Annotated in this window: 9 protein-coding genes; 6 read left to right on the plus strand and 3 right to left on the minus strand. The window is 74.9% G+C overall.

Annotated elements, in window-relative coordinates:
• Nucleotides 1–18: 18 nt before the first annotated feature.
• A complete protein-coding gene (locus IN07_RS23745; RefSeq protein ID WP_052090639.1) occupies nucleotides 19–2,583 on the minus strand; it encodes an EAL domain-containing protein in 2,565 nt (854 codons plus the stop codon).
• Nucleotides 2,584–2,733: 150 nt separating this feature from the next.
• Between IN07_RS23745 and idi the strand changes: the two genes are divergently transcribed.
• Complete coding sequence (idi, locus tag IN07_RS03115) at nucleotides 2,734–3,285, plus strand: isopentenyl-diphosphate Delta-isomerase (RefSeq protein ID WP_036333501.1); 552 nt, start codon at nucleotides 2,734–2,736, stop codon at nucleotides 3,283–3,285.
• Between the two features lie 78 nt (nucleotides 3,286–3,363).
• Here idi and IN07_RS03120 read toward each other — a convergent pair whose 3' ends face one another.
• A complete protein-coding gene (locus tag IN07_RS03120) occupies nucleotides 3,364–4,386 on the minus strand; it encodes an ATP-binding protein (RefSeq protein ID WP_052090641.1) in 1,023 nt (340 codons plus the stop codon).
• Between the two features lie 134 nt (nucleotides 4,387–4,520).
• Here IN07_RS03120 and IN07_RS03125 point away from each other — a divergent pair, with 134 nt between their 5' ends.
• The 5 genes from IN07_RS03125 (at nucleotide 4,521) to IN07_RS03145 (ending at nucleotide 9,330) form a co-directional block, all read left to right on the plus strand.
• Nucleotides 4,521–5,564: a methylenetetrahydrofolate reductase C-terminal domain-containing protein gene (locus IN07_RS03125; RefSeq protein WP_036333503.1), complete on the plus strand. Its 1,044-nt coding sequence runs from the start codon at nucleotides 4,521–4,523 to the stop codon at nucleotides 5,562–5,564.
• Complete coding sequence (locus tag IN07_RS03130; RefSeq protein WP_231557969.1) at nucleotides 5,561–6,355, plus strand: class I SAM-dependent methyltransferase; 795 nt, start codon at nucleotides 5,561–5,563, stop codon at nucleotides 6,353–6,355. The genes IN07_RS03125 and IN07_RS03130 overlap by 4 nt, the downstream gene beginning before the upstream one ends.
• A gap of 107 nt (nucleotides 6,356–6,462) precedes the next feature.
• Nucleotides 6,463–7,512: an NAD(P)-binding domain-containing protein gene (locus IN07_RS03135; RefSeq protein ID WP_036333505.1), complete on the plus strand. Its 1,050-nt coding sequence runs from the start codon at nucleotides 6,463–6,465 to the stop codon at nucleotides 7,510–7,512.
• A 250-nt stretch (nucleotides 7,513–7,762) separates the two neighbouring features.
• Complete coding sequence (locus IN07_RS03140) at nucleotides 7,763–8,698, plus strand: ice-binding family protein (RefSeq protein ID WP_164702561.1); 936 nt, start codon at nucleotides 7,763–7,765, stop codon at nucleotides 8,696–8,698.
• A 173-nt stretch (nucleotides 8,699–8,871) separates the two neighbouring features.
• Entirely contained in the window at nucleotides 8,872–9,330 is a 459-nt protein-coding gene (locus tag IN07_RS03145; protein WP_231557970.1) for a class F sortase, read from the plus strand.
• A 10-nt stretch (nucleotides 9,331–9,340) separates the two neighbouring features.
• On the opposite strand, the gene IN07_RS03150 is transcribed toward IN07_RS03145, so the two are convergent.
• On the minus strand, nucleotides 9,341–11,728 hold the full coding sequence (locus IN07_RS03150; RefSeq protein ID WP_036333509.1) for a SpoIIE family protein phosphatase: 2,388 nt from the start codon (nucleotides 11,726–11,728) through the stop codon (nucleotides 9,341–9,343).
• Between the last annotated feature and the right edge of the window lies 1 nt (nucleotide 11,729).

Consider the following 11,729-nt stretch of genomic DNA (forward strand, 5'->3'; position numbering starts at 1 on the left):
GCCCGCTGCGGGCTCGGTTCACGCAGCGGGGACGATGGCCGGCGCCGACTCGGGCAGCACGTGGGAGAAGACCGACGTCGGTTCCCCGGCCTGGTCCCGGACCACCGAGACGCGCACCAGCACCGGCACCTCGGTGCCGTCGGCGTGCCGAAAGCGGGTGGAGAGCTCGGTGACGCCGATGAACTCGGTGAACAGCGCACCGACCGCCGCCTGGCCGTCGCCCGGGGTCAGGTCCTGGACGCGGCGGGCGGCGAGCGCCTCGGTCGTGCTCCCGAGCAGCGCCGCGAACGCCTTGTTCACCCGTACCAGCGAGCCGTCCATCCGGGTCAGGGTCATGCCGATCGGGGCGTCGTCGAAGGCGTGCCGGAACATCAGCTCGCTGTCGGCCAGGTCGCGCCGCGCCTCGACCGTGGCGGTCACGTCCCGGGAGACCGAGAGCACCTCGCGCACGGTGCCGTCGTCGGCGGCCAGCCGCCGGGTGTCGCTCTCCAGCCAGCGGACGCTGCCGTCCCGGTGCAGCACCCGGTGCACCCCGAGGCCGACGCTGTACCGGGCGGCGAGCTCCCGGTCCGTGCGGACCCGTGCGAGGTCGTCGGGGTGGAAGAAGTCGGCGACGGACCTGCCGACCAGCTCCTGCGGCAGCCAGCCGAGGATCGGCCCGCTGCTGGCCGAGGCGTAGGTGATGACCCGCTCCGGGGTGGTCACCAGGACCAGTTCGTCGTTGCCGCCCAGCGGCAGCACGGCGTCGCTGGCCAGCGGTTCGGCCAGGGTGCGGGAGGTGAGCAGTCCGGCGAGCCGGGGCGAGGCCGGCTCAGGGCGGCCGAACAGCCAGCCCTGCGCCGAGTCGCAGCCCATCGAGACCAGCTGCTGGGCCTGCTCGGCGGTCTCGACGCCCTCGGCGCAGACCCGGCGGCCCAGGCTGTGCGCCGCCTCGATGACCAGCCGGACCAGCACCGCGTCGGCGGTGTCACTGGCCACCCGCTCGATGAACGAGCGGTCGATCTTGACCAGGTGGACCGGCAGGGCGCGCAGCAGCGTCAGCGCGGAGTGCCCGGCGCCGAAGTCGTCCAGGGCCAGCCGCACGCCCAGGTCGCGCACCTGGCTCAGCCGCGCCGCGGTGGCGGTCAGGTCGGTGATCGCCGCGGTCTCGGTGATCTCCAGGCACAGCCGGTCCGGGGCCAGCCCGCTGTCGGCCAGCGCCCGGGTCACGTCGTCGATGAAGCCCCGCTGGGCCAGTTGCACCGGGGAGACGTTGACGGCGACGGTCGGGGGCACCCCGGAGGGGCCGGCCGGCCACGAAGCGGCCTCCCGGCAGGCGGTCTGCAGCACCCAGCGCCCCAGGTCGACGACCAGGCCGGTCCGCTCGGCGAGCGGGATGAACTGGTCGGGGGCCACCCGGCCCAGCTCGTCGTCCTCCCAGCGGGCCAGCGCCTCCACCCCGGTCACCTGGCCGGAGGGCAGCGTGACGACCGGCTGGTAGTGCAGGGACAGCGAGCGCGACTCGATGGCCAGCCGCAGCCGCCGCTCCATCCGGTGCCGGGCGCGCACCGCGTCGGTGATCTCGGCGTCCTCCAACAGCGCGGTGTCGAAGTGGGCCACCCGGCCCCGGCCCAGCGACTTGGCCCGGAACATCGCCAGGTCGGCCCGGTGCAGCAGCTCGTCCGGCGAGCGCACCTCCATCGAGCAGCTGGCCACCCCGACGCTCGCCCCGAGGCTGGCCAGCTGTTCGGCGTCCCGGTGGGCGCCGCGCGGGAGGACGACGAACGGCGCCGCCGCGGTCAGCACGATCCGCTCCGCCAGCGCGGTGCTCTGCGCGGTGGTCAGCGCCGGCGTCAGCAGGGCGAACTCGTCGCCGCTGAGCCGGACCACCAGGTCCTCGCTGCGGGCGACGGTGCGCAGCCGATGCGCGAACTCGGTCAGCACGTCGTCACCGGCCGCGTGGCCGAGATGGTCGTTGACGTCCTTGAACCGGTCCAGGTCGATGACGAACAGCACGGCGGAGGACCCCGGGCAGACGGCCTGCCGCAGCCGCTCGAGCAGGAACAGCCGGTTCGGCAGCCCGGTGAGAGGGTCGTGCAGGGCCTGGTGGGCGTACTCCTGGGCGAGCTGTTCGAAGACGGCGGTCACCGGGGCGACGCCCAGCCGGCCGTCGGGCCAGGAGACCAGCACGCCGTCGAGCAGGTCCTCGCCGCCGGAGCGCCGGTGGATGACGGCCGCGGCCGCGCGGGCGACGGGGCAGTCGGCGGGATACCGCAGCGTCTCCGGTGGTGCGGCGTCCCGCACCCGGCGGCGCTGCTGCAACAGCCGGCCGTAGCCCAACCGGCCGGTCATGGACAGCTCGAACCACGATCGGCTGACCAGCACCGGGTCACCGGGCCCGTCGACGACGACCCAGCGGAGGGAGGCATCGCGCCGGAACAGCGCGTCGACCGAGGCCATCGTCGCGCCCCCGGGCACCCGGTGGACGGGCTGCGCGAGCTCACGGAGGGTGCCGCCGGCGTCGGTGCGGGCCAGGTCGGCGGAGAGCGCGACCTGGAGGGCTCCGTCGGGGAGGGCGACGGTCGCCGTCGTGGTGCTGCTCATCCGTGCTGGTCCTCTCGGGTCGCCGGCCATGGTGACGCCCAAGAGTCTGCAGACGATCGCTGTGCGTGACGACGCCCTCTCACCCATCCGAGTCGATCTTGATCGTCGGTCCTCTGCGCGCGATGGGCCCGCGTCGGGGATCATGGGGGCGTGGTGGCATCCCCGACGGCAGAGCTGATCGTGCTGGTCGACGAGGACGGGGCGGCGATCGGCACCATGCCGAAGCCGTTGGTGCACACAGGCGAGACGCCGTTGCACCGCGCGTTCTCCGCCTACCTCTTCGCCGACGACGGCCGGCTGCTGGTCACCCGCAGAGCGGCGGAGAAGGCCACCTTCCCGGGGATGTGGACCAACACGGTCTGCGGGCACCCGGGGCCGGGTGAGGACGACCTGCAGGCGATCGCCCGACGCGCCCGGTACGAGCTCGGGCTCGACGTGGCCGATCTGCGCCCGGCGCTGCCCTCCTACCGCTACCGGGCCGAGTTCCGGGGTGTCGTGGAGAACGAGATCTGTCCGGTCTACGTCGGCCGGTTCACCGGCACGCCGGCACCCGAGCCCAGCGAGGTGGGGGAGTGGGAGGTGCTGGACTGGCACACCTTCCGCGCCCGGCAGGAGACCCAGCAGTACGACGCCTGGTCGCCCTGGTGTCGCGAGCAGGCGCGCCTCATCGAGGCCGCCGGACTGCTCCCCGTCGCCGGGTGACCGCGACGCCCACGCTGCGCAGCCCCTCTCCGGAGACCCGGCCCGTGCGAGCGGGGGTGAGCCTCCGGAGAGGGGCTGTCAGCAGGCGTTGACGACCAGGCGGACGGTGCAGCCGTCGCCGGAGTCGTCGGCCGGCGACGCGGTCAGGCTGTCGACCGAGCGGCGGGCCAGCCACAGGCCCATCCCGCCGACCCCCATGTCCCCGTGCGCCGGCCCGTAGCCCACCAGCGGGTCGTCGAAGGCCGTGCCCCGGTCGGTGACCGCGCACAGCAGCCGCTCGGGCGTGCACCACAGCCGCACGTCGACCGGGGGCACGCCGTGCTCGGAGGCGTTCGCGGTGACCTCGTCGATGGCCAGCACGAAGTCCTGCGCGGCGTCCGCGGACAGGGCGCTGTCGGCCAGCACCCGGTTCAGTGCCCGGCGCAGCGCCCGCATGTCCTCGAGGTCGACCATGGCCAGCGTGGGCTCGGTCTCCTCCAGCGGGTCGGGGACGGTGGCGCGCAGCACCTCGCGGAGGAGCTCGTCGGGCGCCCGGAAGTCCGGGCTGCGGACCACGCCCTCCTCGGTCAACAGCCATGGGTGGGTGGCCCGGGCGATGGCGTCGACGTCCGGGCCGCCCTCGACCGGCGGACCGAGCAGGCAGATGTGGTCGACCGGGCGCTCGGCGAGCACGTGGTTCACCAGGGCCTCGGTCTGCAGCCACACCGCCGGATCGGCGTCCGGTCCGCCGGGCCCGGTCACCAGGTGCAGGCGGCGGCCCGCCCCCGGGGCGCACTCGTCGACCAGCCCGGCGATCGCCGCGAGGACGGCCGGTGGCCGGCCGTCGACCGGCTGGGTCGGGGCGACGTGCACGTCCCCGGCCTCCCGCAGTGCGGTCACCAGCGCACTCGCCACCTTCTCGGGGCAGGCGATCACCACCGGCTCCCCGGCGGCCAGGGCCTGCCGGAGCACCGGGGCCACCACCCGGGTCAGGTCCTCGCCCGGCTGGAGCACGTGCCCCACGTGCCGGTACCCCTGGTGTTCGACTCCCTGGTGTTCGACTCCCTGGTGTTCGACCCGCTGGTGCTGGGACGTCTGGTGCTCTTCGTCGCGCTGCGTCACGGGTCACCTCCTCGTCGTCTTCTCCGACTCAGCCCCCAGTGCCCGGAGACGGTGATCGGGACACATCGATGCCTGCGGGACACACAGCGGCCGCTCAGGGTTTCGACCGGTGTGCGTCGGGTCAGCGACCAGGAGTGGGCGCAGAGGAGCAGGGGAGCCCCATCCAGGCCGAGGAACGCCCCGGTTGCCCCAAGCGGATGGTCTTCGGGCCCTGCGGCGGGGTGCGCGGCGACGGCGGCTGTGAGCTGGCGCCGCATCCCTGCGTCTTCCTGGCCCCGCCCTTGCCACGCTGGACCGACCCGACCCCGTCGGCGCCGCTGCCTCCGCCGGGCGGCTTGCTGGACCGGGCGCGGACCGGCCCGGTCGTCCTCACCGACCTCACGGTGCGCCCGTTCGACCCGGCCTCGGTGCGGGCCGTCGTGGCCGCGCTGGCGCCGGTCAGCGACGGACTGCTGGTCGGGGAGCACCAGAACCGGCCCGACCTCCCGCCCACGCTGATGGCCCAGGAGGTGCTGGCCGCCGGCGGCCGGCCGTGGACGACGCTGGCCTGCCGGGACCGCAACCGCGTGGTGCTGGAGCAGGAGCTCGCGGGCCTGGCCGCGGTGGGGGTCGACGGGGTGCTCTGCGTGACCGGCGACGGCCGCGGTCCGGGCGTGCGGCCCGGCGTCAGCTCGGTGTTCGACCTCGACGGCACCCGGCTTGCCGCGCTGGCTGCTGCGGCCGGGCTGACCGCGGCGGTGCCGGAGTCCCCGGACGCGCCGCCGGTGCCGCTGCGCCCGCAGCGAGTGGCCGAGAAGGAGCGCGCCGGCGCCCGGCTGTGCGTGCTCAACCACGTGGCCGGCCCGGCCCGGCTCGCCGCCTTCACCGCCGCCGCCCGGGCGGCGGGGGCGACCCTGCCGTTCCTCGCCTCGGTCGCCGTCTACACCGACGAGCGCTCGGCGCGGGTGCTCCAGGCCTTCCCCGGCCTGCACCTCGACGACGCGGCCGTCGAGCGGGTGCTCGCCGCCCCCGACCCGGTGGCCGCCGGCATCGAGGCCGCGGTCGGGGAGGCCCGGGCCCTGCTCGCCGTGCCGGGCGTGGTGGGGGTCAACCTGTCCGGGCTGGCGTCGGCCGGCGGACCGGCCGCGGCCGCAGCAGTCAAGGCCGAGGTGGCCACCAGGATCCGGGAGGGCACGTGAGCGAGATCGCCAGCGAGGCGATGGAGTCGGAGTTCGGCACGGTGGCCGGCTGGACCGAGGAGGCGGTGCGCGCGCTCGGGCCGGAGCACGCCGTGCCGGCCGGCTGTCGGGGCAGCGGCAGTGAAGGTGCGCTGCGCTGGCTCGCCGACACGCTGGCCCTCCGCGCCGGGGACCGGGTGCTCGACGCCGGTGCCGGGGTCGGCGGGCCGGCCGGCTGGCTGGCCGCCGACCGGGGGGTGCGAGCGGTCTGCGTCGAGCCGATGGCCGAGGCGGTGCACGCCAGCCGCGCGCTGTTCGGGCTGCCGTCGGTGGTGGCGCTGTCCCAGGCGCTGCCGCTCGCCGACGCCTCCTTCGACGCCGCCTGGACCCTCGGCGTGCTCTGCACCACCGAGGAGAAGCCGGCGATGCTCGCCGAGCTGGCCCGCGTGCTGGTGCCCGGCGGCCGGCTCGGACTGCTGGTGTTCGTGGCCGAGGCGCCGCTGCCGCCGCCGCTGCCGGAGGGCAACAGCTTCCCGAGCCCCGCGGAGGTCGACGCCCTGCTGGCCCAGGCAGGCTTCGCGGTCACCGGCACCGCGGATGCCGATCTCGGCGACAGCCCGCCGGAGTGGCAGCGGCGGGCCGACGCGGTCGAGGCCGAGGTCCGGCGCCGGCACGGGGACCACCCGGCGTGGGCGCAGGCGGAGGAACAGTCCGGCCGGGTCGGCCGGCTGCTGGGCTCCGGCGCGTTGCGGCCCCGGCTGCTCACCGCCGTCCGCAGCGGACCGACCGCCAGCGTCGATCAGGTGACCTGATCGATGACTGTCCCCCCGCACCAACGCTGGTGCGGGGGGACAGCCGGTGATCAGGTCACCTGATCACTGCTGGGCACATGCGCGGGGCCCGCGGTGTTCACCAGGGCGTGCACGCAGACGTGGTGGTGATCGGGGCCGGCCAGGCCGGGTTGGCGGCGGGGCATGCGCTGCGGCGGGCCGGTGCGGACTTCGCCGTCCTCGACGGGAACGCCGGGCCGGGCGGCGCCTGGCAGCACCGCTGGCCCTCCCTGCGGCTGGGCGCGGCCCACCGGATCCACCCGCTGCCCGGCCTGCCCCTGCCCGCTGCCGACCCCGCGGCACCGGCCAGCGAGGTGGTCGCCGACTACTTCGCCGACTACGAGCAGCGCTTCGACCTGCCAGTCCACCGGCCGGTCGCCGTCCGGTCGGTGCGGCGCACCGCCGAGGGGTTCGCGCTGGACACCAGCGCAGGCGAGTGGACGGCGCAGGGGCTGGTCAACGCCACCGGCACCTGGACCCGGCCGTTCTGGCCGGCCTATCCCGGGCGTGAGCTGTTCGGGGGTCGCCAGCTGCACGCCGCCGACTACCGCGGTGCCGAGGAGTTCCGCGGCCGGCACGTGGTCGTCGTCGGCGGCGGGACGTCGGCGGTGCAGCAGCTGATCGAGATCAGCGCGGTCGCCGACACCACCTGGGTCACCCGGCGCGAGCCGGTCTGGCGCAGCGGCGGGTTCGACGAGGACGCCGGCCGGGCCGCGGTGGCGCTGGTCGATCAGCGCGTGCGCGCCGGGCTGCCCCCGGGCAGCGTCGTCGGCGTGACCGGGCTGGTCGAGACCGACGCGGTGCTCGCCGCCCGGGCCCGGGGTGTGCTGGACCGGCTGCCGGTCTTCGACCGGCTCACCGCCGACGGGGTGGTCTGGGACGGAGACCCGGGTCGCTTCGTGCCGGCGGACGTCGTCCTGTGGGCCACCGGCTTCCGGCCGGCGCTGGAGCACCTGGCGCCGCTGCACCTGCGGGGCCCCGGCGGGGGCTCCGCGATGGACGGCACCCGGGTGGTCGCCGAACCCCGGCTGCACCTGGTCGGCTACGGGCCCTCGGCGAGCACGATCGGGGCCAACCGGTCCGGCCCGAGCGCGGTGCGGGAGCTGCTCCGCACGTTGGGGGGCGATGTCGCGGCCTGAACAGATCTTGCCGAAGAGAGCAGGGCGGTCCGTCACCCATTGGGACTACAGATAGTCATTGCACGACTACGCTTCCGTACTGTTCGGGGCGAGGGCACCTCGAGCACCGGCATCCACGCCGATGACGTCCCCAGCGCACCGCGAGTCCGACCCCCGCGTCGGAGACAGGAGCGCCGACGTGGCGTCGGTCCCCAGCACACTCCCCAGCCCCACCCGCCGGACACGTCGTGACCCGTTCCGGTCGGTCGGCGTGCGGCGCACCACCCTCTGCGGCGTCGCGATGGTGGCCGCCTCGTCCCTCGTCCTCGTCAGTGCAGGCAGCGCCCAGGCAGCGCCAGCGGCGACCGCGGTGCCGCTGGGCACCGCCGAGCCGTTCGCCGTGCTGTCCGGATCGTCGTTCTCGAACACCGGGCCCACCGTGATCGCCGGGGACATCGGCGCGTCCGACCCCTCGATGGTCGGCACCGCCTCGATCACCCTCACCGGCACCAACCACGGCAACGACAGCGTCACCGCCAGCGCGAACGCCGCCCTGACCAACGCCCTGGTGTCGGCCGCCGGCCAGGGGCCCGGTGACACCATCTCGGCCGACCTGGCCGGACAGACGCTCACCCCCGGCATCTACACCTCGGCGTCGGCGCTCAGCATCGCCGGCCCCACGCCGCTGGTCCTGGACGGCCAGGGCGACCCGAACGCTGTCTTCCTCTTCCAGGCCGGTTCCACTCTCATCACCCAGCCGGGCACGTCGGTCAGCCTCATCAACGGGGCGACCGCGTGCAACGTGTTCTGGCAGGTCGGCAGCTCGACCACGCTGGGCGTCAACTCGGTCTTCCGCGGCGTCGTCCTGACGCTCACGGACACCACGATGAACACCGGCGCGACGCTGGAGGGCTCGGTGCTCTCCAGCGGCGCGGTGAGCCTGGACAGCAACACGATCATCCGGCCGGCCTGTGCGACGCCCCCCACGACGCCGCCCACGACAACGCCGCCCACCGCGACACCGACCGCCACACCGACCGACACCCCCGAACCCACCGCGACGCCGACCGGCACCCCGGCCGCCGCGACCCCGACCGGCACCCCGGACCGGCCCACCACCTACGGCCAGGTCGGCCGGGTGCCGGTCGGCTCGGTGGACACCGGTGACGGCAGCAACCCCCGGGAGTCGACGTCGACCACGCCGTGACCTCCGGCCGCGCGGCCGGAGTACGCCGGCGACCGGTTCAGCTCCGCCTGGTCGGCCTGGCCGCGCTGTTCGCCCTCGGGGCGACCGGTTGCGCCGATGGGACGCCGACCGCGCCCGCAGCCGGGTCGTCGGTCACCTCGACGCCGACCGCTGCCGCTCCGGTTCAGCCCGCCGTGCTGGCGGCGTCCGTCCCGGTCCGGGTGCAGATCCCGGCCATCGGGGTGGACTCGGAGCTGATGGACCTCGGCCTGCAGGCCGACGGCACGATGGAGGTACCGGCCGGCGGTTTCCCGGCCGGCTGGTACACCGGGGCGCCGACGCCCGGCGAGCGGGGGCCGGCGGTACTGGCCGGCCACGTCGACTGGGGCGGGGCACCGGGGGTCTTCGCCGAGCTGCGCGACGTGGTGCCCGGCGACGAGATCACCGTGTCCCGCGCTGACGGGAGCACGGCCGTGTTCGCCGTGCAGGAGGTCGGGCAGTACGACAAGGACGACTTCCCGACCGCCGCCGTGTACGGCGACATCGACCACGCCGGACTGCGGGTGATCACCTGCGGAGGGGTGTTCGACGAGCTGGCCGGCAGCTACCTGGACAACACCGTCGTCTTCGCGGACCTGGTACCGCCCGCCTGACCGGCGGGGGTCAGGCGGGGCGGCCCTGCGGGTTGAGCCGCACGGCGACGAGCGCGACGTCGTCGTCCGCGCGGTCGGGCAGCATCCGGGCCAGCAGCTGGTCGGCCAGCTCGCCGACCGGTGCCTGCCACACCTGGCCGAACTCCTCGCGCAACCGCTCCACCCCGAGGTCGAACAGCTGGTCCCGGCGCTCGACCAGACCGTCGGTGTAGAGCAGCACGGTCGACCCGCGGAGGATGGTCCGGACGTGGTCCTGGCGCTGGGCCGTGGGTTCCACGCCGAGCAGCAGGTCCGCGCGGGCGCCGTCGAACACCTCGATCTGCCCGTCGGGGCCGGCGACCACCGGGGGCAGGTGCCCGGCGTTGGCCCAGCGCAGCCGGGTGACCCCGCGCTCGACCTCCTCGTCGGTCTGCTCCAGCCGGGCGACCAGCACCGACGCCATCGTCCTCAGCTGCAGGCCGGCCATGGCACGGTCGAGTCGCTGGAGCACTCCGGCGGGGCTGTCGTCGCTGTCGTAGGCGATCCCGCGCGTCAGCCCCCGCAGCTGGCCCATGCTCGCCGCCGCCTCGGTGTCATGGCCGACGACGTCGCCGATCACCAGCATGGTCGAGCCGTCGGGCTGCTCGAAGACGTCGTACCAGTCGCCGCCCACCTGCGCGTCCCGGGCGGCCGGCACGTACCGCACCGCGACCTCGAGGTGGTCGGGGGACGGCGGTTCCGACAGCAGGCTGCGCTGCAGGGTCAGGGCGCTGCGGGCCACCCGCCGGGAGCGGGCGTACAGCGCCTCCAGCAGGTGGGTGCGCAGCTCGCCGGCCTCGGCCAGCTCCGCCGGCGTCCACGGATCGGCGCGGTCCCGGACGGTCTCCCGCCACCGGTCGAACGACTTGCGTGGCGAGAGCCGGACCGTGTCGCCCTCCCGCTCGGCGATCGCCTTGTTGTGCGGATCGCCACCCCAGTCGACCGACTGCACCTGCTCGCCGCGGGTCCAGATCACGTACTGCCCCTCGGGCAGCGGCAGGGCCAGCACGCCACAGACCAGCTCGGCCGGGATGTCCAGCTGGGGGGCGACCAGGGGCAGCTGCTCGGTGCTGACGACGTCGTCGGCCTGCTGCCCGGCCCAGCGCGCCAGCGCAGCGGCCACCTCGGGGGACAACGGGACGCCGGCGCTGCCGGTGTGCCCCTGCAGGTTCACCACCACCGAGGAGGCCGGAACGACGTCGAGCAGCCCCGGGCGGCCGAGCACCGTCTCCGACAGCGGCCGTTCCTCGTCCAGCGCCGCAGCGGTGAGCCACGCCATCGTCGACCGGACCCGCAGTGCCCGGCGGTGCTCCTCGTCCTCGGCGCGGTCGACCAGCCGGAGCGAGAGCGTGGAGCCGAGGAACTCCGCCGCCGCACGGGTGGCGTAGGGCGGGGCGTGGGTGCCGGAGTAGTGGTGGCAGGCGATGAGCCCCCACAGCTTCTCCCCGCGCAGCAGCGAGATCGACATCGAGGCGCGCACGCCCATGTTCTTCAGGTACTCGCAGTGGATCGGCGAGACGCTGCGGAGCGTGGAGTACGTGAGGTCCAGCGGCTGGCCCGTCGCAGGCAGGTCGACCGGCTCCAGCGGCGACGGCGTGTAGCCGACGTCGTTGATCAGCCGGATCCAGTTCTTCTCGTACAGCGCGCGGGCCTGGGCGGGGATGTCCGAGGCCGGGTAGTGCAGCCCGAGGAACGAGTTCAGCTCAGGGAGCTTCGCCTCGGCGACGACCTCGCCGTTGTAGTCGGCGTCGTAGCGGTAGACCATCACCCGGTCGAACCCGGTGAGCCCACGCACCGCCTCAGCGGTGATGTCGTACAGGGCCTGCAGCGAGCCTGCCCGGTTGAGCTCGGCGACCGTCCCGCGCACCGCCTGGTAGGTGTTCGGGAAGGAGAACGGGCGCGGCCCGTAGGCCGACTCCAGCTCGATGACCAGCGTGCTCGCCGACGGGGTGACCGCCTGGCCGCTGACCGGCAGGGTGGCCCGGGTGCCGGGGAGCGTGCTGCCGTCGGCGGCGTGGGTCGCCCGGTGCAGGAGTGCGTCGACCGGACGGGGCGTGCCGTCGCCCTCCAGCACGAGCTCGACCGGGTTGCGCTCGCGCAGGTCACCGAAGGCGCTGGCCGACCGGGCGATCGCCTCGGCCGGCGCGAGCCCGACGACGTCGGCGAGGGGACGGCCCAGGGCGTCGTCCCAGGCCACGCCGACGACGTCGGCCAGGTTGCGGGACACCTGACGGACCACCATGTCCGGCTCGCTGACCGCCAGCAGCACCCCGCGGGGCTGGATGCTGCCGGGCACGTGGATCGGCTCGCGCTCGCAGTTGCTCAGGTCGACCGGCTCGCCGGGCGCCAGCCAGGGGCCGGTTTGCAGTTGGTCGGTCATG

Source organism: Modestobacter caceresii (genome assembly GCF_000761485.1).
In the GTDB taxonomy this organism is placed as follows: Bacteria; Actinomycetota; Actinomycetes; order Mycobacteriales; family Geodermatophilaceae; genus Modestobacter; species Modestobacter caceresii.

Coding starts and splice junctions, on each gene's coding strand:
- IN07_RS03150 (WP_036333509.1), bottom strand. CDS start 11,728: ATGACCGACCAACTGCAAACCGGCCCCTGGCTGGCGCCCGGCGAGCCG.
- IN07_RS23745 (WP_052090639.1), bottom strand. CDS start 2,583: ATGAGCAGCACCACGACGGCGACCGTCGCCCTCCCCGACGGAGCCCTC.